Here is a 25,913-nt window from a genome sequence, read left to right on the forward strand (position 1 = left end):
AAGGAATATTTATTTTTTTTAATTGTCTTAATCTGTTTGTATTTACCCCTTTTTTTCACGTAAACCTGATATCCGGTATTTTCCTGCCAGTTTTTTATAGTAACCGTAACCTTCTTATTTTTTCTCTTTAAGGTAATAACCGGCTTGACGGGTTCTACATTTTCTACATAAGTGTCAGTATTTTCCGGCTGACTTGTAGCTAAATTACTTTCTTCTGCATACACCACTTTTGTACTTCCTATTGATTCTGCAACACTTAATGATAAAGCTACAATCAACACTAATGATACTGCCCTTTTCATACAATTCCCCTTAATAAATTTTTTCATAAAAATACCTCCGTTCTTAATTATCATCCTCTTATAATTAACAACGTATGAAACCCCATTTCGGAACAATATTTTTTGTAAATTTTTTGTTGTTTTTTTGTAAACAATCTATTAAATCTGTTTTTATGCTTTATTTTTGATAGTAATTATGCTTTTCCTCTTATTTTTCATAAAAGTCTCTTTCATCAACTACAGGCAATCTTTTCACTTTCATATCCTCTATGAGAATAAATCGCTGATTTTGCAAAAAAATTATTAACTGGTCTATCTCGCTCTCTTTCCCCTGTACTTCCATTTCAACTGTTCCATCATAAAGATTTCTAACCCATCCCGTAAGACCTAAAGCTCTTGCCTTATATACTGAATAATATCTAAAACCTACTCCCTGAACTCTTCCATAAAAAATTATATGTTTTCTAACCATCTTATCCATCCTTTACCTATCGCTTTTATAAAACCACTACTTTTTCAAGACAATTATGCTCTGCTCCGTTCTTCAAATCGGCAACAAAATCGTTTATGTCTCCCTTTAAGTATTCCTCTAATTTTTTGTTGCCATCCCACTTTTTAATTATAATCTCCTGAATATATTTATTAAAGTATTTAGTTAAATCTTCTCTTGAAAACTTAATTATGCCACTATTCAGTTTAGCATAATCTTCCTTTTTCGCCTTATTCATAAGATTTTTACCAATAAATATACATGCTAATGTATGTCGTAGCATAATATTACATATATTATAAAATTATTTTGGTCAATGTAATTAGAATCACAAAAGCAAAGGATGATTTTTGGAAGTATACTTTCTCCCAATTCCACCCTTTGCTCTTCCTTCAAAGTTTCATTTTTCGATTTTGCCAGTACCCGGGCATCCTCCATTGAAAGGGTAAGTCCAAATTTTTCCGTATATTCGTTTACCCTAAGAATATTTTCCACCTGATACTTTTCCATTAACATTACAAGCTGGTTTTTGCTCTCCATAAACACCTCACAATATATATTAGTTTGGTGATTATACCGCCATTTTCAGGCAAGTAACAGTCTTGAAAATTATAGATTTTTGTGATAATGAAAAGACATATTACTGTTCATGATAGCCTTTTTCATCATAAACAATGTTTTTCCCCTCCATGTCCGTGTATGAATATGTACGATTATTCCAATCCATGGTAAAAAATTTATCAAGAATTTTCTTATCCTTATTATGAAAACCTGAAACCGTTATCTTCTTATTGGTTTTGTCAATAGTTACATATTCTTCTGACATTCTGCTGTAGAACTTAACAGCATCGTCAAAGGATACATTGTCAAACATAAATCCCACCAGTGAATCTTTATCGTTATCATATAATTCTGATATCTCTTTACTTAAATTCACACTTGCAGGCGTAGGTATGTAAATATCATTTCTCACTGCACCGTTTATGACACTACAACAACAATCTGCGCAATAAACATTGTCTTTTTCTGATTTATAAATTACATAATAATTGTTATCATTGTAAAACAACTTTGCTTCATTCTTATAATTATCTGTGTAATAATCGTAATTTCCTACAAAATCTTTGGAATTTTCTTTTTCAAAATCATCCAGACTTTTGGTTGAATAAAATCTTGTCCAACATTCACCATAGTTTGTTTTGATTCGTTTTTCATCATTTGTCTGACAAATTGCATATCTGTTATCTTTTCCATTCCAGTTGCTAACATACACATTTGCTTTTCCCTCACTATTAAGCCTAATTATTACCCCGGCTATTACAGCTATCAATACTACCAACGTGCATATTATCGTTATTTTCTTATTTACCTTCATCTTTCCTCCCTCGAATTTTTCATTTTTGCCTTTCTGTTATTTGTTTTTGTATAAAAACACTTTTATTTATTATTTGTATGATACCTTAATATGCACATATTGTCAATTTTAATATGAGAATCGAATTTACCCGGTTCATTTTCCATATACCTATCAATTAATTACAAATTCGGCAGCAATCTTGCTTTCATGGGAAGTAGAAGAATCATTACTTATAACATTTCTGTCCCACAAATAAACTTCCTTTGGTTCACTAACATCAGTTCCTTCTATGTTATAGGAATAATAGATAAACATCTTGTTCTTATGTTTTATAAATCCGCCATCTTCACCTATGGTACCGGTTCCCATATCCGGACTGACAAAAAACTCAAACCGTCCATATCCATCCTGTTCTTCACAAAAGGTTTGTTGATTTTTCGGAGATTCGTTTGTAAAAACTTTTCTCATATCTGTGTCTTTTAAAGTCAATTCAAATTTGAAATAACCCTTATGATTTTTTGTATCTATGGCAGATTCTAATAATTTTATTTTGTATCCGTCTATTGAGCTAACATTATCTGAATATGTATGAGTTGCAAGATTTTGGGATTTTATATTAAAAAATTCGTCTAAGGTCTTTTCCCTATTAACAATATTATCTTCTACCACGCCGACTACCGTGTCGTCAGTAATTATATAAAAAATAATATTTGCTGCAAAAATAACGATTAGCAATGTAAATATAATAATCAATGCTTTCTTCATGGATTTTATTCCTTTCAAACTGATAAGTATTTTCTAACTTATATGATTATAGCATTTATTCGGCTTTACATTAGTTAATCGTTACTTAATTATTTTAATTTGTTGATTAATTTAATTAACTTAGCTCTCCCTGTTTTAAAAACTTAATGGTAAATCCCCCATACACCACAATTCCAATTACAACTTCTGCTACCAGTAAAAACAGACTTCTTATATTCGTATTTCTTACCAATACTTTAAATATTATAATAGCAATTCCCATTATGAAAGTTCCTACCAAAGGCTTTAAAATGGCATTTTCCCAGTGGATTTGTGGCGATATTTTTTTCTTAATAAATACTGCATTTAAAATCAATATAAGCAGTGGAAAAATAATATCTCCAATAAGTAATCCGTAGGCTCTCAAATCCGTATATTTAATCATAAATACAACCAACACGATATGTACACCCAAGGATATTCCACTGTTCATTACAGGTACCTTAAAATAATTACATCCCTGAAGTATTGACGTTGAAATAGTTGAGAATGAATATAAAACTGCCGATATACTACCATACAATAACAGATTTGCAGCCAAATTATGTAAACTTCTCAGATTTGGAAAAAGCACTCTCATTATTTCATCAGAACATAATGTAAGACCTGCTGCTGCCGGCAATACTACCATGCCTGTCATTTTAATAAGTTGAGCTATATTATGATTAATTTTCAACTTATTTTTCGTGGAAAATGCCGTAGTCAGTTTAGGAATAACGGAAACACCAAATGCTGTAGCCATTCCAATTGGCAAATTTATCATTTGGGTATATTGCGTATTAAAAACACCCTGCAAATCAGTGATATACGTTTCCTTAAAACCCTTTAAGCTCATAATATCAGCGAAAAGATAATCATCCACCGTATATCCTATCTGGTAAATTGTCTGACTTAATATTATTGGAATCATAAGGGATAATAATGACGCAAATATTTCTTTTACCTCAGTATAGGATATGGACATTCTGATTTTGTTTCCGGAATTATTTTTATAATAAATTATCATTACGCAAACAAGTGCCGCCATTGCCCCTGCACATGTTCCCATGGTTCCACCCATTGCTCTCAATGCAGCTTCATTATTGCTCCCAATAATCAAAACTGTAATTTGTCCGGCAGCAATGATGCTTACTACTGCATTAATTATCTGCTCAATAATCTGTGACAGTGCAGTTGGTACCATATTCCCATATCCTTGGAAGTAACCTCTAAAGCATCCCAAAACTGAAACGATAAACGTAGTAGGTGCCAAAACCTTCAATGGCATTTCCAATCCTGTTTTGTTATACACTCCTGCCAGCCCATCCGCTCCAAAATATAATCCCATTGCAGCCAATGCTCCAACGATAACTGAAACCAGCATTGCCACCCTGAAAACTTTAATTGAATCTTCTTTACTTCCTACTGCTGCCTTTTCAGATACCAGTTTTGAAACGGAAATCGGCATACTGTAGGAAGACAGTGTTAGAACAATTCCATAGATTCCAAATGCCACAGAATATATACCATTTCCCGTATTCCCCAATATATTTGCCATAGGTATTCTGTAAACAAATCCTATTATTTTTGTAGTAAGCCCGGCAGATGCCAATATACCTGCCTGAATTGCTAATGATTTTTCTTTCATATTAAGTATTTCCTTAAAATTCGTATTTCCTGTAAAATTGCCTGTGCTAATAAATCATTTTAACACATATCGTATAATTTTAATATATTCCATTCTATATACAACAAGGAAGCATCCGTCACCAATGCTTCCCTGTTACCTCTGTCAATTTTCACTACTTCAAATAAGCTGATTTCATATAACCGACAGTTCCCCTGTATCTGACTTTTGCATATTTCCCTTTTACAAACATTACTTCCACCTTTTTGCCATTTGGCACTTTCCTAATGGCTCTTGTCTTGGTTCGATTCCATATTCGTAATTCCTTTCCATTGCTAACTTTAACTGTCCATGATTTTCTAAAAGTATCATAATCCCTATATTTCTTTTTTAAATACAGCGGAGTGTCTCCCCATTCTCCCAAATAAAAATGTGGAATATCCACCGGGCTGGTCCAATCACCTCCCCAGGATAATCCCACACTTTTAGTTTTCGCAATTTTTGGGATTTTTTTAATTTTATTTTTCTAAAATGCCAAATCCTTTGCCTGAATTTTATCTTCTTCACATACTCTGCGAATTACCCTGCAAGGATTTCCGGCAGCCACTACCATTGATGGAACATCCTTCGTCACAACACTTCCTTTGATTACTTCCTTACCTCATAAAAAAGCCCAAACATAATAGCATTACCCATGAAATAATTGCCATAAAAATACCTATTAAGCACAAGGTAATCAAAAGCCACGGTGCTATTTTTTGTCTATTATATATACTTGATACAATAATGATTATTCCTATAATAATCATTATTACAAATAAAATCATATAACCTTCCATTGTTTTCTCATCCCTTTATCCCAATCCATAATTTATCTCCTAAATTATATTGTATTTTAGGAGATAAATCAATATTTAGGATATAAAATCCCTATTTATATAGTATTTCTTCTTTAAACCAGTGTATTCTTACAAATCTTAACTTAAACTTTCCACTTCCCTCTTTTCTATCCTTTTCAAAAATGCATATCCCACCAGACAGGCTATAATCTCTGTTATTGGAAACGCCCACCAAATCAGCGAAACTCCCATATGACCATTTCTTACGGCAACAGAAAAAATTCCTGCCAAAGGTAATATAATAACCATTTGTCTAAGCAGAGAAATTACAAGGGATGCTATACCGCCCTCTAATGCCTGATAAATTCCCTGATATGCTATGTTGATTCCGGCAAAAATAAAGCTAATTGAAATAATCCTCATTGCACTGATAAAATACTCCCTTGACTGTCCTGCATTAAACAATGTTGCAAACGCCCCCGGAAATATTTCCGTAATAAGTATTCCTAAAATCATCAAGATTCCCGTATATATAAGACCGTATTTTATCCCTGCCTTGATTCGCTTTTTATTTCCCATTCCATAGGCAAAAGCTATAATCGGCGTAATTGCATCTCGTAGTCCGAATGCAAGGAACAACACGAACTGCTGCACTTTATAGAACAGACCATACGCAGTCTGTGCCGAAGGACTGAACTTCAAAATCAGATTCATCACATAAACCATAATAGACATAAGTGCCTGCGCAATAATTGCCGGAAGTCCGATTGCGTATATTTCCTTTATAATTCTTCTCTCCGGTTTCATATACTTTACACCATGTTCAAACTCTTTATTTAGTTTTATATGGAAAGTAAATAACAAAGCTGTTGACGCTATCTGTCCGATTATAGTTGCATATGCAGCTCCCTCTACCCCCATTTTAGGAACAGGTCCTATACCATATATCATAATGGGATCTAAGATAATATTTACCACGGCACCTACAATCTGACCAATGGTAGAATAGAGAGAACGTCCTGTTGCCTGTAGCAGTTTTTCAAACAATGAAAAGAATATAATGCCAAAAGAAAACACGCAACATATCCTCAAATAACCTGTTCCCATGGATATAACTTCCTTATCAACTGTCTGGGATAAAATGTAAGTCCTTACCCCAACTACTCCAAATAATAAACACACCACATAGATGATTACCCCTAAAAACAAACTGTTTCCTGCAACCTTTGCGGCTTTTTTGTTGTTACCCTGTCCCAAGGTTCTAGCGAGCAGTGCATTGGTTCCCACACCTGTTCCAATTCCAATTGCCACCATTAACATCTGAACCGGAAATACCAGTGTAAGTGCATTTAATGCTGCTTCACTTCCCTCTTTCATATTTCCAACAAAAGCACTATCCACAATATTATAGACTGCCTGCAATGCCATAGACAAAATCATTGGTATTCCCATTTCAACCATAAGCTTATTTACCGGCATTTCTTTCATTTTATTACCTGTAGCCATCTTAATTTAACCCTCCTTTTTTTCCGTAAAAAAAGTGTGTGCCTTTTTCATAAGCTGGACTTACGCTGATAGGCTACACACTTTTTAATTACACTATATATATTTTAAAACAAAAAAGAGTAGCAAAAACTGGATTTACGCTAGTCTGCTACTCGTTCGATACGATATTATATTTCTGATTTTAAAAAAAGTCAAACAAATTTCTAAGAGGCACTTGCTTTCTATTACCATTTTTTGTGTATTTGCTATTTGTCTTTTATATTCTAAATTTCTTGTTTCTCTCATAACAACCCTTCTTTGTCTTGTCATATTATATTCTTTTAAAAGCAAAAATCAAACGTATTTTTTTACGTTTGATTTTCGTTTGCTTTTTAGACATATTTTTTGTTTTACGTTTGGATTCCATGTGCATTTTTTTCATAAATACAATAATTCCCACAGCTAATCCTACACCATTCCCGTAAACATGGACTTTCTTGCTCTGTGGTGCTTTCCGGCACCTACATTTTGAGATACAAATGATGCCATGGACTGCATAAGGGCACTTGGAACCAACATTGCAAAATTGACTATCTTGCAAGCCACCCCATATCCTGACGAAGCCTCCAATCCCAGTTTATTCACAAAGGCGCACAGTGCCAAAAATGACATCTGGGTTAAAAATTCCTGAAGTGCCAATGGCAATCTTACTTTAATAAATCTTCTGCATTGCCTATTTAATCTGAAATCATGCCTGCTATGGCAGCTATGCTAATGGTACTTGTATATAATCTCGTCGATACCTTTTTTATTGGTCAGACACATAACGCTTTACTGGTTGCCACAGTATCTCTTGCGACACCGGTATATCTGATTTTTATGTCCATCGGAACTTTGTTTGGAATAGGCGGGACTTCTGTAATTTCCAGGGCATTAGGAGAAGGCAAGAAAGAAAAAGCAAGAAAATACTGTGCGTTTTGTTTTTGTGGATGTGTATTTGTAGGTATTCTGTTGGCAGCATCAATTCCACCACCAACCATGCCTTTTAAGGAAGTCTTTTCAAGACAGTCTCCCCAGCCTTGCAGACCATTGTAGGCTTTTTCAAATGCACTTTTATCATTCTCACTATAATCTTTTAAGAAGAAATCTGGTCTTGAGATCAAAGATATAAAGCAATTTTTTTATATGGGTATCTGAAGGCAGCTCCAGCTATGAAAAAAGGAAAGAAATATTTGAAGCCAGAAAATCAGCTGTTGAAACTGAAATCCAGGAACTTCAAAAGACTCTCTCCCTCTTAAACTTCAAGTGCCGGTATTACGAAACTGCACAGAAAGATGGTAACGAAGATACTATAAATGCCCTGTTGCCTGATAAACTTCCTGAAAACATTCAAAAACTATTTAACAAAGGACATGAATGATTTTTGTTATCTTCATCAAACTGAATTTTACTTTGTAACTATAACCTTCCCTTCATCCTTAAGTCCACTTCCGTTTCTAAATATAACTTCAAATCTTTCTTTGCTATGTTTACTCTTCTTTTCTCAAGTGTTAAATTCCGATTTGTATATCACGTATATTTCCTTACCTGTTTTTCTTCTCTCTTCTTGCGAAAAGACAGGCACATAAAGCAACGAAAGCAATTGTTATAGCTATAAGTATTGGTAGCACAGGTATAGGGAAGACGCTTGCTCCTATCAGCTTAAGTCCCTGATAAAGTGTGTATACACCAAATACAGAAAATATTACAAATGCCAATGTATTAAGCAATCCATCCGGAGTTTTACTCTTTAATAAATAGCCTACTAACATTCCAAGAATATCCGCCGCAAAAAGCCCCAGAGAGCATCCAATCCATACAATAAATGCTACACTCATACCTTCATTAGCGCCAAATGTTATGGCTGTAAGCTGTGTCTTATCTCCAAGCTCAGCTACAAAGAATGTGAAAAAAACTGCCAGTGGTGCAAACTTAATCTTTGATTTGCCCCCCTCTTCCTCTTCATCGTCATCATCCCCTGTGACAGTTGATGTGGCAAAATAAAGAAATGCCAGTGCCGCAATGGTTTTAATCAACCAGTCAGGAATAAATTCACTGACAAGTCCACCTGCAAGAACAGCAAGTCCGTTAAGTACAAGAATTGCTGTGGCAGTTCCTAATATAATATCTCTTAATTTATATTTAGAAGTAAGTGCAATAAGCATAAGCTGTGTCTTATCTCCCATTTCCGCTATGAATTCAGTAAAAAATACCTTTACAAACAACAACATTTGTCTGATATCTCCTTTATCTTATTATGATGTAAACCATATACGCTGCATAAAATGCAACCATACTTAATCCTTCGATTCTTCCGATTTTATTTCCGGTTCCCGCAAATATCCATACTAATACCGTAAATATCATAAGTACGCACAAATCAATAACATTTTCAGTAATTATACTGATTGGGCTGATTGCTGATGCTATACCAAGTACCATAAGTATATTGAATATATTTGAACCAATTGCATTACCCAGTGCCATATCCACTTCATTCTTTCCGGCTGCAACTATTGAAGTTACAAGTTCAGGAAGTGATGTTCCTATTGAGACAATTGTGAGTCCAATAAGTGTCTGGCTCATACCAAGCTCCCCTGCTATTCTTGAGGCGGCATCTACAGTCATATCTCCACCGATTGCAATTGCCATTACTCCACCAACTATGAATAATATACTCATAGGAACTGAAACCAGCTTAATTTCTTCATCACAATCGCCTTCAATCTCGACTTTTCTGCCTTCTTTACTTGCCTTTAATGCAATTTTAATCATGTAGAAAAAATAAACTCCAAAGAATCCAAGTAATATCACACCATCAAAGTGTCCCAGTGTCATACCGGATTTGTCACCAAATGCAACAATGCCTAAAATCATTAAAAGTCCGGCACACACAAGGGAAAATGGGATATCTCTCTTTATTGTTTCTTTTGCAACATTTACTGCAGCAATCATTGCACACACACCAATAACAACCATCAGGTTGAATATATTAGATCCGACTACATTACTTACTGCAAGTTCATTGTTGCCTATAAGTGAAGCCGATACACTGACTGCTGTTTCCGGAAGGGATGTTCCCATAGCAACAATTGTAAGTCCGATAATTATAGACGGAACATGCAATCTCTTTGCTACACTTGAACTTCCTTCCACAAAAAAATCTGCTCCTTTAATAAGTAAGACAAAACCTATTACAAGAAACACAAGTACAAGGGCGAATGGGGCGTTGTTAATAATTTTCTCCATATTTTTTCTCCTTTTCTCCACAACAGTGTCGTCTGTAAAAACATCTGATATTACAGGTATACCCGGCAGATATTAAGTAAAAAAGACTCATGTACATCAACTACCAGCTGGTGTGTAATACATAAGCTGTTAATTGATATACATGAGTCTCATTATTTAAGATTTGCCAGATTATACTCTTTACTATAATCAGAATGTTGACAAACCACACTTTCGCGCTAACTACTCCCTCATGGAATATTAATTTACTGATAAATAATATCAAATGTATTAAGGGGTGTCAACAACTTCACTCCGTCACGCTGACAGGGAAGCAGTCCCTTATCCGTATAGAAACGTAACGTATGTTCCGTAACATCGAACATTTCCGCCATCTTCCTTATAAAAAACATCTGACCACTGACAGATGCTTTGCAATATAGGGACAACAGATTTTCCTTTTTGCGTCAGGGAATATTCCACTTTTGGTGGAATTTCATCATAGGACTTACGGTTAATGATTCCATCCTCTATCAAATCCTTTAATGTTGTTGTCAGAACCGCATCTGTTATGTTATACATCTCCTTGCGAATCTGACTATAGCGCAGTTTTTCATTTGCCGATAATACGCATATAATACGGGATTTCCATTTACCACCAAATATTGCAAGACCATATTCGAGGGGACACCGTATATCATCATCTAATTTTTTCTTATATTTTGCCATAAAAAATCACCTTCAAGCTTTATTTTGTATTATTATAGCTTGATATTGGCTGAGCCCCCTGCACCAGTCCCGGCAGCAAAAGCATAACGAACTGCATAACTGAATTTAATATACTTATTGACGCAACAACCGCCATTTTAATAAACAACGGTCCCACAGGCATTGTTTCAAGAATATTTGAGTCCTTATTTTTATTTTCCATAATAATCATAAACTTTGACAATTCCTTGATTGGCTGGAACACTTCCGCACTAACTCCCATATGTATGCAAAGTGTGGTAACGATTGCTGCAATCACGAAATAAAGTATAAACATTGGGAATGCCCTCTTTAAACTAAACTTCGCGGTCTTAACGTCTTCTTTTGCACTCTTTTTAGCCATTATCAATGATAATCCCAGTGTAATGGGGACAATGGCAAGGGGTCTTGTAAGCTTTACCGTTACAGCCTTGTTCAAAGTTTCACTTCCCCTACTCATTTAATCGCTTGTGTAATCTATATCGTGTTACTATTCTGGCAAATTCTCTCATAAGCACCTCCTATACAATTTCAAAATCATTAAAATCATCAAAACTCTTCACTCTGCTTTTTTGTGCATCCAAAGAATATCCATCAATCTGCATGGCTGTAGAAACACGAGTATATGTATATACTTTAGTTTTCTCACTCATCATTGTTTCTCCTCAATTTGATTGTTTATGCTTTGTGCTTCATTTAATATTTTCAACTGATAATCTGCAATCTCTTTCAATATCAAAAATCGTTCTTTTTTGTCACGACCTTCACGTATCATTTGAGCATTGTGTGTTTCCAAATTTGAAAGAACTGTCAGTTCATTGATTGTCGCATAATCTCTTACATTACTGTTTCCTGCAAGTTCAGGATTAATCTCACGCCACGCTTTTGCAGTAAAACCGAATAAAGCAACATTTAATACATCAGCCTCTTTTGCATATGCAAGCCACTCGAGATTCTCACTATAATTCTGCTTAGGTATCAAATAATTTTTCACGGCATCTGTTTGAATCAAATAATTATTTTTTGATAAGAATCTCTTAGCATTCCATTCAATTTTTTGGAAATCATTTTCCTGTTCCTTTAACCTTTGGAATTCTTTTATTAAATACAATTTGAAAACAGGACTAATTGCTGATGCGAACTCAAAAGCTATGTCTTTATGCGCAAAAGTTCCACCATATCTTCCTTTCTTAACATAAAGACCAATTGCATTTGTCTGATCAATCCATTCCGAAACGCTTGGTGTAAAAGTCAGCAATCCTGCCTGTTTTTTAAAGTGTTCAGATTCGAACACTTTAAAATCCGGATTATATATTTCTTCCCATGTTGCTAAGAACTCCAGAGTCGCACGATTTCTCAACCAATTTCTTACTACATCCGCTGCTCTTGAATTAGAATTTTTTGCATTGGCAATATCAGTTATGCAAATATAATCATTTGCATCATCTGTTGTTACTGTTATAGGTATATTTTGAACGGTAATTATATTATTTTTCTTCTGCATATTCTTCCCCCAATCGCTTCATGTACTCCAATAAATGTCTCTTCTGCCCAGTCGTAAAACTGTGATACTGCGCAAGTATTTCTTCATCTTTCGTTTTTTCCACGTCAATCTCTTCAACTGTTTTCTTTTGAAATGTGTCGGTATCTTCAAGCAATTCCTCAACAGATACTCCCAGCGCCTTACTAATAACTAATAATTTATCTGCTCCCGGATTCATCTTCTTGGTATTCCAATCACTTATAGTACTGGCAGTTATTCCTGTTCTTCTTCCAAGTTCTCTCATACTCATCTTTTGTTCTCTCATAATCATAAAAATTTTCTCACTTATAATCATAGTATCTCCTTTTATTTTTTCGTACGTTATATCTATCGTTCGGTATATCGTTCATTATATTCACTAATTACATTTAAGTCAATGCCAATATGACATTGACTTTCTTTGATTAATGCTGACCATTATGAGCATCTTATAGATTTTTCTAAATCTTTCTATGCCTTTCCATTTCTTCAAGTTCCTTTTCACGAACTTGTTCTTCTTGCCTACATTTACAACCTACAGAAATAAGTCTATGTCCTAGGCAATCTACATCATAAACTTTTTCAACAGGTTCGTGACAAATCGGACAATGTTTAATTCCATCAATCACTTCATAATCTTCTTCACACTGCGGTGACACCGCTGTGTTAGTATTGTTGTTAATAGGATTATTTAATCCTGTGTTTAATTCTTTTTCTATTATATTATTCATGTTTTTTCTCTCCTTTTTACTTAATAAAGATATTACTAATATAAGTTACTATATTAGTTACTAGTGTGAATAAATCTTTACTAATCATCTGCAATTATTTTCACGCTTACGCCTTTATGACTGTCATTTTTTTCATATGTGGTCTGCAAGTTTTTGCATGTATCATTACTGACTACTGAAGATTTTGGCAGTAATAAATAATACACATTGGCTCTGCCTTTGGAATCTTCTTTGACTTCAAGTAAATGCTCTTTCTTCAACTCGTTTATGGCATTGATAACAGTTCTTTCTTTGCAGTTTAATTCTTCTGCGATAGATTTTTCTGTATATACCAGCGTTACTCTGTCATCACCTCCAATCTTTTAAAGTTTTATATAAACATCTAACCGGTTAATGTGTTTATTATTTTTCTTGTTTTGTTTTCGAACAACCGTTCTATGACATTATCTCATGTTTTTAATTGGTTGTCGCTCGCTAGTAAGGTAAAAAAGTTACCTTCTTAGGGATGTTTTGCTGTTTTTTGTTTTAATGTTCAATAATATTATCTAATAATAATGTTCAATTGTCGCTCACTCACATGGTAAAGATAAGCGAATTTTTACCTTCATAGTGAGGTTTAAACAAAATAAAACGCCACTGATTACTCAGCAGCGTTTAGCTCTCTAGGTATGTATAAGGTTTTAGGATAATCCTAAAACCTGTTTATATCATTGCAAAATATCTGAAAGCATCCAAAATAGCCTTTTCTTTTTCAGGAGTGCATTTTCTTTCTGCACTACTTTCACTCTTTGCTGTATTATATTTTTTTCTTTCCTTGATACCACACTTATCTTTTATCTGTGCAATGTTCAAACTACTTACTTTCAAACCAAACTTATCTAATACATAATCTTTAATCTGCTGGTATGTAGCTTTTTCTCGGCACCGGTAACATCCATCTCATCCATATCAACTTTTATGTCAATGTGATGCTTCGCCTCATAGATTTTGAACCAAAAGTGCCACTGTTTCCACATGCACGCTTTGACCAAACATGTCACATGGGGTTGCCTCCACCAGCTTATATCCCTTATCACTTAACCACTTAATATCCCTTGCCAAAGTAGCACTGTCACAGCTAACATACACAATCCTCTTTGGAGCCATTAAAACCATGGTATTAAGCAGCTTCTCATCACAGCCTTTTCGCGGTGGGTCCACAACTATTACATCCGGATTGCATTCCGGTGCATCTTTATGCTTCTGAAAATACTCAGGAACCACATCCTCTGCCGCACCTGAAATAAAATCAACATTTTCTATATTGTTAATTCGGGCATTGACTTTAGCATCTTCCACTGCCGGCTCCACAATTTCCACCCCAATAACTTTTCTTGCATTTTTTGCCAAAAATAAGGAAATACTTCCTATTCCACAGTACAAATCCCAAACTGTCTCACTTCCTGTAAGCTTAGCATATTCCATGGCTTTGGAATAAAGCTTTTCCGTCTGAACAGGATTTACCTGGAAAAATGACAAAGGTGAAATTCTGAATTTAACGTCGCCAATATAATCTTCAATATATCCCGGGCCGTACAGATTTATAATTTTATCCCCTAATATTACGTTGCTTTTTTCCTTATTAATATTTAGGGAAATATCCGTCATTCCAGAAACTTTTAATAACTGCTCCACAAGACGGTCAACCTGTGGTAATTTGTCACCATTTATAATAATGCAAACCATTACCTGACCGGTATGTTTTCCCTCCCTGATTAAAACGTGACGCACAACACCTTTGTGGGTTACCTCGTCATAAGGCTTCACCCCTTCTAATGTCATATACATTTTTACAATATCCATTACTGTCTTATTTACACCGGTACCTAACAGGCAGTCATTTACGCTAATAATGGAATGGGTTCTTCCGGCATAAAAACCGCTGATAATTTTTCCTTCTTTATCCCTTCCTACCGGGAACTGAGCCTTATTTCTATAGTGAAAAGGTCCATTTTCCTCATGTCCCTTTACACATAATTCCTCCATTCCCATAATAGGTTTCATAACAAAATCTTCCACTCCCCCAATACGCCTTATATTATTAAATACCTTCTCCTGCTTAAATTTAAGCTGCTGCTGATAATTCATTGCCTGAAGCTGGCACCCGCCGCAGCTTTTTGCCACAGGGCATAATGGCTCCACACGGTATTTTGAAGGCTTAACTATCTCAACAAGTCTTGCAAAGGCATAATTTTTCTTCGCCTTCATAACCTTGACCTTTGCCACATCCCCTATCACCGTATCTTTAACAAAGAGGGTATAGCCTGAAACCTTGCCTATACCCTCGCCTGTTGTTCCCTGATCTGTAATTTCAATTTCTAAAACATCATTTTTTTTAAACATCCGCAATAAAATCTCCCAATTATTCTCCGGTTCTTCTTACATTAGTCTCTAATAACCGGTTATAACCAAGCCATGTATCAGACCCTGTAGTTTTGTTGCTATTTAGCAGCTCCTTCATTGTTTCAAGCTTTGCATCTGTATTGTCTGCGAAATTAAGAGCCAACGCCTCTATTAATGCCGGCTTTTTAGGAGAACCATATTCCAATTCCCCGTGATGTGCCAAAATACAATGCTTTAATTCATTTGCCTGCTTTTGTGGAAATCCCGGAATAGTAGCAATAATTTTTGACACCATTTCCGAACCCATTACTATATGTCCTAACAGCTGTCCTGCGTCAGTGTAATCGTTGGTAGGGAAATCTGATAACTCATAAACCTTTCCTATATCATGACAGATTGCCGCTGTAATAAGCAAATCCCTGTTAAGGAGTTCGTACTGCTTTGTGTAAAAATCACATAATTTTGTCACTGACAAAGTATGCTCTAACAAGCCTCCAATAAATCCGTGGTGTACACTTTTTGCCGCTGAATGTTTCTTAAATTCATTTACAAAATCCTTATTATCCACGAATAATGTTGTAAGTAACTGCTTATAATATTTGTTATTAACACTGGCAACAAATTTAAGTAACTCTGTTAACATTTCATCAATGTTTTTATCAGTACATGGAAGATAATTAGAAGCATCCACAGTATCACTGTCTACTTTTCTTGCTCTTTTAATGCTAAGCTGCATCTGATTATTAAAAACCGTAATGTCACCATTTACCTCTACATAATCTAATGCATCAAAATCGTCAATTCCCATTGAACCCGGGTCCCATATTTTAGCATCTAACTGACCTGTTTTATCCTGCAAAATAACATTTTCATATTCTTTTCCTGTCTTTGTCATGGCAACGTTTTTCTGCTTGCAAAGATAAACCTCCTGAATTCTCTCCCCTTCTCTTAATGTCTCAATAAATTTCATATTATCCTCTTTCTATAATATAGTTGTTATGCCCTCTAAAAAATATATAAAGGGTTTAAAACCTCTTTACTTTTAATACCGGTATTTATTATAATTGATAATATGCTTAAATACAAGAATTGGAGAATTTAGTTATGAATGAAAAAGTGTTAAAAACACTTGAATATAATAAAATAATAAACATGCTTAAAGATGAAGCCGGCAGTGATTTAGGCCGTATGCTGTGCAGCGAACTTAAGCCTTCTAATGACTTAAATGAAATCAAAAAAAACCAGTTAGAAACTGACGATGCCTTAAAGCGTATCTGGCAAAAGGGCAGTGTGTCATTTTCAGGCATTAAAGACATTGGAGAATCCCTTAAACGTCTGGAAATCGGCAGTACCTTAGGTGTGGGAGAGCTTCTTAGCATTAGTTCTCTTTTAAAGGTTGCCCTTCGTGTTAAGACTTTTTCCAGAAACGAAGACGCAGAAAGGGATAGCTTAGACGATTTATTTGAATCCATTGAGCCTCTTACTAATTTAAATAAAGAAATTGAAAAATGCATTATATCTGAAGATGAAATTGCAGACGATGCATCTTTTAACTTAAAAAATATAAGACGTCAGGTGAAAATCACCAATGACCGGATTCATTCCCAACTTAGTTCCCTGGTTAATTCCCAAAACGGAAAGACCTACCTTCAGGAATCACTTATTACAATGCGTGACGGCAGATATTGTGTACCTGTAAAACAGGAATATCGTGGAAATGTAACGGGAATTATTCACGACCAGTCTTCTTCCGGTTCCACGCTTTTTGTAGAGCCTACGGCGGTTGTGGAGTTAAACAATAAGCTTAGGGAGCTCTCTGTTAAGGAAGCCGAGGAAATCCAGATTATCCTTGCCAACTTAAGCATATCCTGTGCTGAATACATTGACCAGTTAAGATGTGACTTAAAGCTTCTTCCATATTTGGATTTTGTTTTTGCCAAGGCTAATCTTGCCAAAAAAATGAAAGCTTCCATGCCGGAATTTAACAGCAACAGATTTATAAATATTAAGCAGGGACGACACCCTCTCCTTGACGGAAAGAAGGTGGTTCCTATTGATGTTAATTTAGGGAAAGATTTCACACTGCTTATTATTACGGGACCTAATACCGGTGGTAAAACAGTTTCATTAAAAACCGTAGGGCTTTTGTCTTTAATGGGGCAGGCAGGGCTTCATATTCCCGCTTTACCGGGAAGTCAGCTGGGAGTATTTAATGAGATTTTTGCTGACATTGGAGATGAACAAAGTATTGAGCAAAGCCTTAGTACCTTTTCAGCCCATATGGTTAATACAGTTAATATTTTAGAAAAAGCTGACTCGGATTCCTTAGTTTTATTTGACGAATTGGGGGCAGGTACTGACCCGGTAGAAGGTGCGGCACTGGGCATTTCCATTTTGTCATTTCTTAAAAATATGGGAGTTCGTACCATGGCAACTACCCATTACAGCGAATTAAAACTTTTTGCCCTTTCCACGGAGGGGGTACAAAATGCAAGCTGCGAATTTGATGTGGAAACCCTTAGACCGACATACCGCCTTTTAATTGGTATTCCGGGTAAAAGTAACGCCTTTGCCATTTCCCAAAAATTAGGACTTCCTCAATATATTATTGATGATGCCAAATCAAGAATTGATGCGGATAATGAACAGTTTGAGGATGTTTTGGCAGAACTTGAACAAAAGAAACGCCAAATTGAAAAGGACAAGGAAACCATTTCCGTATATAAATCACAGATTGCTTCCCTCAAACGGGACTACGAAATCAAGAACAAAACTCTTGATGAAAAGAAGGATAAAATTCTTTCCAAGGCCCGTGATGAAGCTCTTGATATTCTTAAAGAGGCTAAGGAAACTGCTGATGAAGCTATTAAAACCATTAACAAATACGGTAAATCCGGCAATATGAAGGAATTGGAGAAATCGCGAAGCAGCGTCGGTTCAAAAATTAAGAAAAACCAAAGCTCAGCTTCCATGAAATCTTCTAAGCAGAAAAAGACCTATAAGCCTTCTGACTTTAAGATTGGAACAGGAGTCAAGGTTCTTAGCATGAACCTAAATGGTTCTGTGGTAACATTGCCTAATGCCGACGGTAATTTAACGGTAAAAATGGGTATACTTAATTCTAAAGTTAATATTAAGGACTTAGAAATTATTGATGAACCTGATATTAAGGCACCGGGACTTAACCGCACCGGCAGTGGAAAGATTAAGATGAACAAATCCTTAAATGTTAAAATGGAGCTTAATCTTATTGGTAAAACCGTGGATGAGGCATTATTTGAACTTGATAAATATTTAGACGATGCTTATTTAGCACATCTTCCTCAGGTATATATTATACACGGCAAAGGTACCGGTACTCTCAGAAATGCCATACAGACTCACCTGAAAAAATGTCCTTATGTAAAGTCTTACAGAAACGGCGAGCACGGTGAAGGTGGCGCAGGAGCTACTGTTGTGGAATTTAAATAAATTGACTTATTATCACAGTTTACAATTTATTTTAACTTTATTAACATTATTTGATTATAATTAGCATGATATTTTAGAATACCATAAACATATATAAAAAGCAGTTTACTGCGATTTCAAAGGGAGGATAACAAATGGCTGGCAAACAGAAAATTTTAATTGTTGATGATGATGAAAACATCGCAAACTTAGTATCTCTTTATTTAACAAAGGAGTGCTTTGACACACGAATTGAGCATGACGGTAATTCTGCACTGGTGGCTTTCAGGGACTACAAACCTGATCTGGTGCTTCTTGACTTAATGCTTCCGGGAATAGGCGGATATGAGGTTTGTCGTGAAATACGAAAAACTTCAAAAACTCCTATTATTATGCTTTCTGCTAAAACAGAAGTTTTTGATAAGGTTTTAGGTCTTGAGCTTGGAGCAGATGATTACATGATAAAGCCTTTTGATTCAAAGGAATTAGTGGCAAGGGTTAAGGCTGTTTTAAGAAGATATACTGCGGCTCCACAGCCTGCTGTTTCTCCTTCTGAAAAGCGTGTTGAATACAAGGATTTGATTATTAATCTTTCAAACTATGAGGTTATTTATAAAGGAAAACCTGTGGAAATGACTCCTAGGGAAATCGAACTTTTGTATTTCCTTGCTTCTTCACCAAATCAGGTATTTACAAGAGAACAGCTTCTTGACCATATCTGGGGCTATGAATACGCCGGTGACACAAGAACCGTAGATGTTCACATTAAGCGTATCCGTGAAAAAATTGCCGACACAGATGAGTGGTCAATTGGAACTGTATGGAGCGTTGGTTACAGATTTGAGGTACATAAATAATCGGAGCGTACAATGAGGAATTCAATTTTAACTAAGTTTTTTGTTGGGTATTTTTCTTTTGCGGTACTTGGTTTTTTATTAATTACCTATTGGTCAACAAACCTTATTTACAATCATTTGCTTACTAACGATGCGTCGGAGTTACAGTCCTACGCTTCCATTGTGGTGGATAATGTCCAAAACGCCATTGGGGATTCTATGTATGATATCGACAATCCGGACAATTTCTTTAGTGATTTTAATAAGGTTTTAGACTGTAATCTTTTGCTGTTAGATAAGGACAATAAACTTGTTTACACCACTGATGACACAAAAGCTCTTACTAACGATGATGCCAATATTGTAATTAAAAATTTTGACCCAAATGAATATACCGGAAAAAGCTATAAAATAAACAAATTTTACAACATGTATAAAACAGATACTTTAAGTGTTGTTCAGGCCATAAGAAAAAATAATACCGTATTCGGATATGTAGTGGTTCATATGCCTACATCCATTATTAAACAAAGCAGTTATGACGTAACTCATGTTTTTTACCTGACTTATGCCATTATTCTGGCTTTGTCCCTGATTATCTTTTTTAACTTTATGTGGTTTATTTATTTACCGCTTAAGCAAATAAGATTGGCGGCAATGGAATATGCCCAGGGTAATTTCAGCTATGACGGCCTTATGGTTAGCAATGATGACGAAATTGGCGACGTGGCAAGTTCACTTAAGTATATGTCAAAGCAATTAAATAATTCAAGGGAATATCAGAAAACCTTTATTTCCAATATTTCTCATGACTTCCGCTCACCTCTTACTTCCATAAAAGGGTATATTGAGGCTATGATGGATGGAACCATTCCTCCTGAAGACCATAAGAAATATTTGTCAATTGTTCTTTCTGAAGCAAACCGCCTGGAGAAATTAACTACCGGGCTTCGTGAACTTAACAGCTGGAATACTACCGGCCCTGAACTTTTCTTAGAAGAGTTTAATATGGAAAGTGTGATTGCTTCTACTGTAGAAACTTTCCAGGGCAGTTGCGAAAAGAAAAATATTGAACTGATTATCCAGTTTCCTCCAAAGCACTACAACGTGTATGCAGATAAAGGAAAAATAGAACAGGTTTTATATAATCTTTTAGATAATGCCATTAAATTTAGTAACCCTTCCTCTAAAATTGTTATTCGTCTGTATAATAAAGGGGATAAGCAATACTGCTCCGTAAAGGATTTTGGTATGGGTATTCCCAGCGGCAGCATTGATAAAATATGGCAGCGTTTTTACAAAACCGACTTATCCCGTGGCCGTGACAAAACCGGTTCCGGTATTGGTCTTTCCATTGTAAAGGAAATTATCCGTGCCCATAATGAAAACATAGACGTTATCAGTACCGAGGGAGTTGGTACGGAATTTGTTTTTTCCATAAAACATGCCAAATCTAAAACCCTATAGAATTTTATTTTGCCGGGGAACTGTCAGTTTTATGCAGACTGACGTATTTCCCGGCTTATTTGTGCAATAAATTCAGAATTTGTAGGTCTGCCTTTCTTATAGCGTACACTATATTTGTCTTTGCTTCCATTATTATATGCATCCTCTACTGACCATGCCACCTCTATGGCATGACGTATGGCCTTCTCAACCCTTTGTGGCGTTGAATTATGTTTTTTGGCAACATCAGGATATAAAACCTTTGTAACACCTTCTAATGCATCTTCATTACTTATTACCTCCTTAACAGCGGTAATCATATATCTGTATCCCTTAAGTCTTGCAGGGACGCCTATTTCATTTAATTTATTTGATATAATTGTATCCATTCGTGGAATCGTACCTGATTTGGCACATATTGATAAGTCGTCCGTATTATAATCCGGCATGCTTTTATTTTCTTTTAAGATTTCATTCATCCTCAAATAAACCTTTTTAATCTTTTCAGCCATAATATTGCAATCAAAAGGTTTCATTATTACATAATTAACACCCCTGTTTAAAGCCTCACTAATTAATATATCCTTATTTATGGATGTAATAATAATATACATTGTTTTAGAATTTTTAGCTGACTGCTGCATTTTTTCCAATAATGTGTACCCATCGTACACCGGCAACAATAATTCAAACAGAACTATGTCCGGATTATGGTCAGTGTACAACTCATACGCTTCCTTTCCATTGTCGGTTTCACCTACAATTTCAATACTTTGATCATCCTTCAAAGCTTTAACTAACTGCCTTCTTACTTCATTTTGTGCATCTGCAATAAGCACTTTAAATTTTTTCATTTTTCAAACCTTTCTCTTTCATAGACATTATTTTTCAGTCATATTCACTTACATTCCGTGAATACTCTATTATCATAACCCCCGCACTAAAACAAGAGAAGTTCCTTTATGGCACCTGATTCTTGTAAGTTGAACCACTAGTCGGTGCCATATATTACCCACCTTGACGTTTTTCGATTTTTTGCCTTATTTTATTTAGTGTTTTTAACACTATTATTTTTCTTCATCATTTTATTACATAGTGAAAAATTTATATTAAAATGCTAAATTTGTTAAATATTATGATGTTGCAATAAGTCATAAATTGTATTATTATATTGCTATAATCTTATTCAAAGGAGGCTTACAAAATGGCTTACAAAATTAACGACGGTTGTGTCGGTTGTGGTGCATGTGCAGGCGCTTGCCCAGTTGGCGCTATATCAGAAGCTGACGGAGTATTCGTTATAGATGCTGATTCATGTATCGAATGTGGAGCATGCACAGGTGCTTGCCCAACAGGATCAATCGAATTAGACGCTTAATTTAAAAACAAGCAGTTGCAAAACGATTATCGTATTGCAACTGCTTATTTTTTTCCCTGCCCCCGCATCACAGATGCGTTTACAAGTTTTTTTACTATCCTTACTGGGTTGTAACAGGATTTGTCTTTTCTCCAATATGTACCCTGTTTTTCTTTTCCTTTGACCCGAAAAAAAATCCCGGCTTTTTTTCTTTTTCTGAACCTGTTTTTTTCTGACTTTCCATTACTGTTTTTAATTGCTTTTTCTTACTCTTATCACTTTTCTTAAGCAAAAGCTTTTCTGCCTTTAATTTCTTCTTTCTTTCCCGTCTGCTCATTTGCTGTCTTGAGCGCATAACTTCGTCTAATTTTTTATAACGCTCTTCTTCTTTTTCGTCCTGAATCCGCATAAGATAATTCATTTCCTTTAAAACAGTTTCGCTTACGTGACCGCTTACTTCCTTTCCCAGTTGTGCCGTCTGCTGTTTCATTGCCTTAGCTACTACCTTGTCCATTATTTCCTGAAACTGCTCCATTTTACTTCCTGAAGGCTCTGAAACCTCCAGCCTTCTGTTTTGCTGCATTGCCGGTGTCATTACCATTCCCTTGTTTCCATCCTGCCTGTCCGGGTCGGTAAGCATCATTTTAATGGTTCTTAAGCTATAACCCTGATTCTTTAAATCTCTAACGTTTTTTAATAAATTAATATGATTTTCCGTATAATAGCGATGCCCCATTTCGTTTCTTGGAATTGACACATTAAGTTCTTCCTCCCAATATCTTAAAACATGAGATTCTACTCCCAGCATTTTAGATGCATCTGATATAATATATCTCTTTTCCCCCATCTCATCCTCCTAAAAAATAAAATTAAACATTTTCCATGCTGTCTGCCCTAAAGATTCATTCCAGCAATTTTGCGGGCAAATTGCATACTTTTTATTAAACACAAATAAATTATAAATCCATTATATTCCCCCTTCAATATGTTCATTACCGCAAATATTGTAACCTTTTGCGGTAGTGTCGAGGAGGGCAGAAAAAAGGAGCTTAAAGCCAATGCCACTGACCTTAGAGATATTTTTCATAAAACATATCTATTCTTCACTGTTCCTTACAAAATCATACGTTACTTTCACTTTCTTAACGTTTTTTAATTTTGATTTCTTTGATTCAATAATATATGTGTTTGCTCCATATATGACCACGGCAGTTTTATATTGTCCCTCTTCCAACAAATCTCTTTTTTCAACATTTAAAGTGACCTTTTTGTCTTTTTTAGTTATAGAAAGAAGTTTATAACTAAAAAAATTTAAGTCAATATTTTCTGTTGCGAAAATCAATGCCTTCTTCTTAAAATATGATTTTTTGTATTTATTGAGTTTTTTTATATATTTTTTAGGATTATTATAATTTTTCTTTATGTATTTTTTTAATTTTACCAAATCTTTATATGATCTTATAATTTTCTTATAACTATTCTTATTGTTCGTATCAGAGTATTTACCGGATACACTAATTTTCTTACAAATATAACCATCTACATTTGCCGCTTTAACATTTACAGAACAGATTGATAAAACTGTCAATATAACCACAAAATATTTTAATCCCTTTTTCATATATTTAACCTCGTAATCTCCTCTTTCAACTTATAATTTCCTGAATTTTTCATAGTTAAAATAATATTTCATCCACGACAAATTAACATAATCCCTACCAAATTCCTGCATCTGAAACTTCATTAAACTTTGTTACTTAATACTGAATATGCGTAAGGTTTTTTCATTGTATCTTAAAAGTCAATTCGTGTCAATTTTTCACTAGCCTTTTGTTTTTCCGGTGAATTTTTTTAATAAATGTTTAAACATAACCAAAAAAGTTGTACTATAACAATTATAATTTGCTACAGTACAACTCCCAATGATTTCTATAAATAGTCCCCTAAATACATTAAATTTGCTCTTCTGCCTGTTCAGCGTCCTCAAATTTTGTAAACTGTGGTAACCAGACTAACTGAACCTCACCTACAGGGCCGTTTCTTTGTTTAGCAACATTTAAAATAATCCTATTTCTGTCTTCTTCCTTCTTTTCCTTATCATAATATCTTGACATAAGCATTACAACGTCGGCATCCTGCTCAATAGAACCGGATTCACGTAGGTCAGCCATAATAGGTTTTCTGTCTTCACGGGTTTCAGATGCACGGTTAAGCTGCGACAGTGCAATAACCGGCACATTTAACTCTCTTGCAATACCTTTAAGAGTTCTTGAAATTTCCGCAATTTCCTGCTCACGGCTTCCGTGAGGTGTATTAGTAGTCATTAACTGCAGGTAGTCCACTATAACCAACTGTATGTCTTTTTCCAGCTTGAACTTTCTGCACTTTGAACGCATCTCACCAATACTGATACCCGGTGTATCATCTATAATAATATTAGAATTTCCAATAATATTAGCAGACTCAACTATGTTAGCCCACTCATTATCACTTAAATCACCAATACGTATTTTCTGAGAGCTAACCATTGAATTCTGGGAAAGAATACGGTTAATAAGCTGCTCGCTGGACATTTCCAAACTAAAAATGGCTACAGGAATATTGTGCTTAACAGCAACTGTTTCCGTTACATTTAACACAAACGCCGTTTTACCTACTGACGGACGGGCTGCAATTAGAATTAAGTCTGACGGCTGCAAACCGGATAGCTGTGTATCAAGTTTCCTGAAACCGGTTTCAATACCTGTAATGGTGCCCTTGGTCTGGGCTGCCTGTTCTATCTTGTCAAAAACATTTAGCACTATCTGTCTTACCGGCACATAATCCCCGGTATTACCTGTCTGTAACAGTGAAAAAATATCCCTTTCCGTCTCTTCTAATATGGCATCAAGAGGTTTATTTCCTGCATAACACGTATTTGCTATTTTTTCATTTGCCCTGATTAAATTTCTCATAACGGCTTTCTCATAGACAATCTCAGCATATTGTCTGATATTAGCTGATGTAGGAACCATATCAAGAATATTTCTGATAAAGTCAATACTTATTACCTCTGAAGGAACCTCCATTTCCTCTAACTTATTTTTGATAGTTACAAGGTCACATTCTTTTCCTTCATTAAAAATTTCAACCATTGCCTTAAACAATGAACCGTATTGTTTATTGTAGAAATCTGCATCAGAGAGTTTTTCCATTGCAATGGGGATAGCCTCCGAATCCATAATCATAGAGCCGATTACAGCCTGCTCCGCCTCATTGCTGTGGGGCATTATCCTTTTAACAACTGCCTCTTCCATTAATTTTACCTCTGCAT

General features: G+C 35.1%; 31 protein-coding genes and 1 pseudogene. 5 read left to right on the forward strand and 27 right to left on the reverse strand.

Going from position 1 to position 25,913, the window contains the following annotated elements; all coding sequences use genetic code 11:
- The 11 genes and pseudogenes from DWW68_RS13605 to DWW68_RS13900 all read right to left on the reverse strand — a co-directional run.
- On the reverse strand, window positions 1-329 hold a 329-nt coding region (locus DWW68_RS13605; protein ID WP_347497958.1), incomplete at its 3' end, for a hypothetical protein.
- Window positions 330-489: 160 nt separating this feature from the next.
- The gene (locus tag DWW68_RS09050) at window positions 490-762 is read right to left on the reverse strand and encodes an acylphosphatase (protein ID WP_118589466.1); all 273 of its coding nucleotides are present in this window, start codon (window positions 760-762) and stop codon (window positions 490-492) included.
- Window positions 763-778: 16 nt separating this feature from the next.
- Entirely contained in the window at window positions 779-1,054 is a 276-nt protein-coding gene (locus DWW68_RS09055) for a DUF6179 domain-containing protein (RefSeq protein ID WP_301331905.1), read from the reverse strand.
- Window positions 1,036-1,311 carry a DUF6323 family protein gene (locus DWW68_RS09060; RefSeq protein ID WP_118589468.1) on the reverse strand — a complete coding sequence of 92 codons (276 nt, stop codon included), beginning with the start codon at window positions 1,309-1,311 and terminating at the stop codon, window positions 1,036-1,038. The genes DWW68_RS09055 and DWW68_RS09060 overlap by 19 nt, the downstream gene beginning before the upstream one ends.
- Before the next feature lie 100 nt (window positions 1,312-1,411).
- Window positions 1,412-2,146, reverse strand: coding sequence for a hypothetical protein (locus tag DWW68_RS09065; RefSeq protein ID WP_118589469.1), 735 nt, complete (start codon window positions 2,144-2,146; stop codon window positions 1,412-1,414).
- Between the two features lie 153 nt (window positions 2,147-2,299).
- Window positions 2,300-2,893 carry a hypothetical protein gene (locus DWW68_RS09070; protein ID WP_118589470.1) on the reverse strand — a complete coding sequence of 198 codons (594 nt, stop codon included), beginning with the start codon at window positions 2,891-2,893 and terminating at the stop codon, window positions 2,300-2,302.
- Window positions 2,894-3,008: 115 nt separating this feature from the next.
- Window positions 3,009-4,559, reverse strand: coding sequence for a polysaccharide biosynthesis protein (locus DWW68_RS09075; protein ID WP_118589471.1), 1,551 nt, complete (start codon window positions 4,557-4,559; stop codon window positions 3,009-3,011).
- Window positions 4,560-4,713: 154 nt separating this feature from the next.
- Window positions 4,714-5,055, reverse strand: a complete 342-nt coding sequence (locus tag DWW68_RS09080; RefSeq protein ID WP_118589472.1) for a M15 family metallopeptidase — start codon at window positions 5,053-5,055, stop codon at window positions 4,714-4,716.
- Window positions 5,056-5,064: 9 nt separating this feature from the next.
- Window positions 5,065-5,181: pseudogene (locus tag DWW68_RS09085) on the reverse strand (sugar O-acetyltransferase); the annotation flags it as partial.
- A gap of 334 nt (window positions 5,182-5,515) precedes the next feature.
- A complete protein-coding gene (locus DWW68_RS09095; protein WP_118589473.1) occupies window positions 5,516-6,883 on the reverse strand; it encodes an MATE family efflux transporter in 1,368 nt (455 codons plus the stop codon).
- 447 nt (window positions 6,884-7,330) lie between these two features.
- Window positions 7,331-7,534 carry an MATE family efflux transporter gene (locus DWW68_RS13900; protein ID WP_347497901.1) on the reverse strand — a complete coding sequence of 68 codons (204 nt, stop codon included), beginning with the start codon at window positions 7,532-7,534 and terminating at the stop codon, window positions 7,331-7,333.
- A 102-nt stretch (window positions 7,535-7,636) separates the two neighbouring features.
- Between DWW68_RS13900 and DWW68_RS09105 the strand changes: the two genes are divergently transcribed.
- Window positions 7,637-7,957: an MATE family efflux transporter gene (locus DWW68_RS09105; protein WP_243053077.1), complete on the forward strand. Its 321-nt coding sequence runs from the start codon at window positions 7,637-7,639 to the stop codon at window positions 7,955-7,957.
- A gap of 488 nt (window positions 7,958-8,445) precedes the next feature.
- Here the strand turns inward: DWW68_RS09105 and DWW68_RS09115 are convergent, their stop codons facing one another.
- The 12 genes from DWW68_RS09115 to DWW68_RS09170 form a co-directional block, all read right to left on the reverse strand.
- The gene (locus DWW68_RS09115) at window positions 8,446-9,132 is read right to left on the reverse strand and encodes a TMEM165/GDT1 family protein (RefSeq protein WP_118589475.1); all 687 of its coding nucleotides are present in this window, start codon (window positions 9,130-9,132) and stop codon (window positions 8,446-8,448) included.
- Window positions 9,133-9,148: 16 nt separating this feature from the next.
- Window positions 9,149-10,150 carry a calcium/sodium antiporter gene (locus DWW68_RS09120; protein WP_021952011.1) on the reverse strand — a complete coding sequence of 334 codons (1,002 nt, stop codon included), beginning with the start codon at window positions 10,148-10,150 and terminating at the stop codon, window positions 9,149-9,151.
- Between the two features lie 321 nt (window positions 10,151-10,471).
- Window positions 10,472-10,858 (reverse strand): helix-turn-helix domain-containing protein, encoded by a 387-nt coding sequence (locus DWW68_RS09130; RefSeq protein ID WP_118589477.1) that lies wholly within the window; start codon window positions 10,856-10,858, stop codon window positions 10,472-10,474.
- Between the two features lie 19 nt (window positions 10,859-10,877).
- On the reverse strand, window positions 10,878-11,315 hold the full coding sequence (locus DWW68_RS09135) for a putative sulfate exporter family transporter (RefSeq protein ID WP_243053079.1): 438 nt from the start codon (window positions 11,313-11,315) through the stop codon (window positions 10,878-10,880).
- A gap of 82 nt (window positions 11,316-11,397) precedes the next feature.
- Window positions 11,398-11,532, reverse strand: coding sequence for a hypothetical protein (locus tag DWW68_RS13820; RefSeq protein WP_279220117.1), 135 nt, complete (start codon window positions 11,530-11,532; stop codon window positions 11,398-11,400).
- Window positions 11,529-12,380 carry a KilA-N domain-containing protein gene (locus DWW68_RS09140; protein WP_118589479.1) on the reverse strand — a complete coding sequence of 284 codons (852 nt, stop codon included), beginning with the start codon at window positions 12,378-12,380 and terminating at the stop codon, window positions 11,529-11,531. The genes DWW68_RS13820 and DWW68_RS09140 overlap by 4 nt, the downstream gene beginning before the upstream one ends.
- Window positions 12,364-12,714, reverse strand: a complete 351-nt coding sequence (locus tag DWW68_RS09145) for a helix-turn-helix transcriptional regulator (protein WP_118589480.1) — start codon at window positions 12,712-12,714, stop codon at window positions 12,364-12,366. Before DWW68_RS09145 ends, DWW68_RS09140 begins: the two co-directional genes overlap by 17 nt.
- A gap of 145 nt (window positions 12,715-12,859) precedes the next feature.
- Window positions 12,860-13,129 (reverse strand): hypothetical protein, encoded by a 270-nt coding sequence (locus tag DWW68_RS09150; protein WP_118589481.1) that lies wholly within the window; start codon window positions 13,127-13,129, stop codon window positions 12,860-12,862.
- Between the two features lie 80 nt (window positions 13,130-13,209).
- A complete protein-coding gene (locus tag DWW68_RS13825) occupies window positions 13,210-13,335 on the reverse strand; it encodes a hypothetical protein (protein ID WP_279220114.1) in 126 nt (41 codons plus the stop codon).
- Window positions 13,336-13,831: 496 nt separating this feature from the next.
- Entirely contained in the window at window positions 13,832-13,996 is a 165-nt protein-coding gene (locus DWW68_RS09160; RefSeq protein ID WP_243053081.1) for a hypothetical protein, read from the reverse strand.
- A gap of 111 nt (window positions 13,997-14,107) precedes the next feature.
- Entirely contained in the window at window positions 14,108-15,511 is a 1,404-nt protein-coding gene (gene rlmD / locus DWW68_RS09165) for a 23S rRNA (uracil(1939)-C(5))-methyltransferase RlmD (RefSeq protein WP_118589483.1), read from the reverse strand.
- Window positions 15,512-15,530: 19 nt separating this feature from the next.
- Window positions 15,531-16,481 (reverse strand): HD domain-containing protein, encoded by a 951-nt coding sequence (locus tag DWW68_RS09170; protein ID WP_118589484.1) that lies wholly within the window; start codon window positions 16,479-16,481, stop codon window positions 15,531-15,533.
- 134 nt (window positions 16,482-16,615) lie between these two features.
- On the opposite strand from DWW68_RS09170, the gene DWW68_RS09175 reads away from it, so the two are divergent.
- The 3 genes from DWW68_RS09175 (at window position 16,616) to DWW68_RS09185 (ending at window position 21,264) form a co-directional block, all read left to right on the forward strand.
- Complete coding sequence (locus DWW68_RS09175; protein WP_118589485.1) at window positions 16,616-18,982, forward strand: endonuclease MutS2; 2,367 nt, start codon at window positions 16,616-16,618, stop codon at window positions 18,980-18,982.
- Window positions 18,983-19,116: 134 nt separating this feature from the next.
- Window positions 19,117-19,818 carry a response regulator transcription factor gene (locus DWW68_RS09180; protein ID WP_118589486.1) on the forward strand — a complete coding sequence of 234 codons (702 nt, stop codon included), beginning with the start codon at window positions 19,117-19,119 and terminating at the stop codon, window positions 19,816-19,818.
- A gap of 12 nt (window positions 19,819-19,830) precedes the next feature.
- Complete coding sequence (locus DWW68_RS09185; protein WP_118589487.1) at window positions 19,831-21,264, forward strand: HAMP domain-containing sensor histidine kinase; 1,434 nt, start codon at window positions 19,831-19,833, stop codon at window positions 21,262-21,264.
- A gap of 29 nt (window positions 21,265-21,293) precedes the next feature.
- Here the strand turns inward: DWW68_RS09185 and spo0A are convergent, their stop codons facing one another.
- Complete coding sequence (spo0A, locus tag DWW68_RS09190) at window positions 21,294-22,097, reverse strand: sporulation transcription factor Spo0A (protein ID WP_118589488.1); 804 nt, start codon at window positions 22,095-22,097, stop codon at window positions 21,294-21,296.
- A 350-nt stretch (window positions 22,098-22,447) separates the two neighbouring features.
- On the opposite strand from spo0A, the gene DWW68_RS09195 reads away from it, so the two are divergent.
- Window positions 22,448-22,621 carry a 4Fe-4S binding protein gene (locus DWW68_RS09195; protein WP_021953450.1) on the forward strand — a complete coding sequence of 58 codons (174 nt, stop codon included), beginning with the start codon at window positions 22,448-22,450 and terminating at the stop codon, window positions 22,619-22,621.
- A gap of 100 nt (window positions 22,622-22,721) precedes the next feature.
- Here the strand turns inward: DWW68_RS09195 and DWW68_RS09200 are convergent, their stop codons facing one another.
- The 3 genes from DWW68_RS09200 to dnaB form a co-directional block, all read right to left on the reverse strand.
- Window positions 22,722-23,447 (reverse strand): MerR family transcriptional regulator, encoded by a 726-nt coding sequence (locus tag DWW68_RS09200; RefSeq protein WP_118589489.1) that lies wholly within the window; start codon window positions 23,445-23,447, stop codon window positions 22,722-22,724.
- A 249-nt stretch (window positions 23,448-23,696) separates the two neighbouring features.
- Window positions 23,697-24,221 carry a hypothetical protein gene (locus DWW68_RS09205; protein WP_021953452.1) on the reverse strand — a complete coding sequence of 175 codons (525 nt, stop codon included), beginning with the start codon at window positions 24,219-24,221 and terminating at the stop codon, window positions 23,697-23,699.
- A 331-nt stretch (window positions 24,222-24,552) separates the two neighbouring features.
- Entirely contained in the window at window positions 24,553-25,896 is a 1,344-nt protein-coding gene (gene dnaB, locus DWW68_RS09210; RefSeq protein ID WP_021953453.1) for a replicative DNA helicase, read from the reverse strand.
- Window positions 25,897-25,913: the final 17 nt, after the last annotated feature.

It is taken from the genome of Eubacterium sp. AF16-48 (genome assembly GCF_003479405.1).
In the GTDB taxonomy this organism is placed as follows: domain Bacteria; phylum Bacillota; class Clostridia; order Lachnospirales; family Lachnospiraceae; genus Eubacterium_G; species Eubacterium_G segne.

What these genes read in the sequence shown, in the direction of transcription:
- DWW68_RS09050 (WP_118589466.1), bottom strand. Translation starts at nt 762, where the DNA reads ATGGATAAGATGGTTAGAAAACATATAATTTTTTATGGAAGAGTTCAG.
- DWW68_RS09055 (WP_301331905.1), bottom strand. Translation starts at nt 1,054, where the DNA reads ATGCTACGACATACATTAGCATGTATATTTATTGGTAAAAATCTTATG.
- DWW68_RS09060 (WP_118589468.1), bottom strand. Translation starts at nt 1,311, where the DNA reads ATGGAGAGCAAAAACCAGCTTGTAATGTTAATGGAAAAGTATCAGGTG.
- DWW68_RS09065 (WP_118589469.1), bottom strand. Translation starts at nt 2,146, where the DNA reads ATGAAGGTAAATAAGAAAATAACGATAATATGCACGTTGGTAGTATTG.
- DWW68_RS09070 (WP_118589470.1), bottom strand. Translation starts at nt 2,893, where the DNA reads ATGAAGAAAGCATTGATTATTATATTTACATTGCTAATCGTTATTTTT.
- DWW68_RS09075 (WP_118589471.1), bottom strand. Translation starts at nt 4,559, where the DNA reads ATGAAAGAAAAATCATTAGCAATTCAGGCAGGTATATTGGCATCTGCC.
- DWW68_RS09095 (WP_118589473.1), bottom strand. Translation starts at nt 6,883, where the DNA reads ATGGCTACAGGTAATAAAATGAAAGAAATGCCGGTAAATAAGCTTATG.
- DWW68_RS13900 (WP_347497901.1), bottom strand. Translation starts at nt 7,534, where the DNA reads ATGTCATTTTTGGCACTGTGCGCCTTTGTGAATAAACTGGGATTGGAG.
- DWW68_RS09105 (WP_243053077.1), top strand. Translation starts at nt 7,637, where the DNA reads ATGGTACTTGTATATAATCTCGTCGATACCTTTTTTATTGGTCAGACA.
- DWW68_RS09115 (WP_118589475.1), bottom strand. Translation starts at nt 9,132, where the DNA reads ATGTTGTTGTTTGTAAAGGTATTTTTTACTGAATTCATAGCGGAAATG.
- DWW68_RS09120 (WP_021952011.1), bottom strand. Translation starts at nt 10,150, where the DNA reads ATGGAGAAAATTATTAACAACGCCCCATTCGCCCTTGTACTTGTGTTT.
- DWW68_RS09130 (WP_118589477.1), bottom strand. Translation starts at nt 10,858, where the DNA reads ATGGCAAAATATAAGAAAAAATTAGATGATGATATACGGTGTCCCCTC.
- DWW68_RS13820 (WP_279220117.1), bottom strand. Translation starts at nt 11,532, where the DNA reads ATGATGAGTGAGAAAACTAAAGTATATACATATACTCGTGTTTCTACA.
- DWW68_RS09140 (WP_118589479.1), bottom strand. Translation starts at nt 12,380, where the DNA reads ATGCAGAAGAAAAATAATATAATTACCGTTCAAAATATACCTATAACA.
- DWW68_RS09145 (WP_118589480.1), bottom strand. Translation starts at nt 12,714, where the DNA reads ATGATTATAAGTGAGAAAATTTTTATGATTATGAGAGAACAAAAGATG.
- DWW68_RS09150 (WP_118589481.1), bottom strand. Translation starts at nt 13,129, where the DNA reads ATGAATAATATAATAGAAAAAGAATTAAACACAGGATTAAATAATCCT.
- rlmD (WP_118589483.1), bottom strand. Translation starts at nt 15,511, where the DNA reads ATGTTTAAAAAAAATGATGTTTTAGAAATTGAAATTACAGATCAGGGA.
- DWW68_RS09170 (WP_118589484.1), bottom strand. Translation starts at nt 16,481, where the DNA reads ATGAAATTTATTGAGACATTAAGAGAAGGGGAGAGAATTCAGGAGGTT.
- DWW68_RS09175 (WP_118589485.1), top strand. Translation starts at nt 16,616, where the DNA reads ATGAATGAAAAAGTGTTAAAAACACTTGAATATAATAAAATAATAAAC.
- DWW68_RS09180 (WP_118589486.1), top strand. Translation starts at nt 19,117, where the DNA reads ATGGCTGGCAAACAGAAAATTTTAATTGTTGATGATGATGAAAACATC.
- DWW68_RS09185 (WP_118589487.1), top strand. Translation starts at nt 19,831, where the DNA reads ATGAGGAATTCAATTTTAACTAAGTTTTTTGTTGGGTATTTTTCTTTT.
- spo0A (WP_118589488.1), bottom strand. Translation starts at nt 22,097, where the DNA reads ATGAAAAAATTTAAAGTGCTTATTGCAGATGCACAAAATGAAGTAAGA.
- DWW68_RS09195 (WP_021953450.1), top strand. Translation starts at nt 22,448, where the DNA reads ATGGCTTACAAAATTAACGACGGTTGTGTCGGTTGTGGTGCATGTGCA.
- DWW68_RS09200 (WP_118589489.1), bottom strand. Translation starts at nt 23,447, where the DNA reads ATGGGGGAAAAGAGATATATTATATCAGATGCATCTAAAATGCTGGGA.
- DWW68_RS09205 (WP_021953452.1), bottom strand. Translation starts at nt 24,221, where the DNA reads ATGAAAAAGGGATTAAAATATTTTGTGGTTATATTGACAGTTTTATCA.
- dnaB (WP_021953453.1), bottom strand. Translation starts at nt 25,896, where the DNA reads ATGGAAGAGGCAGTTGTTAAAAGGATAATGCCCCACAGCAATGAGGCG.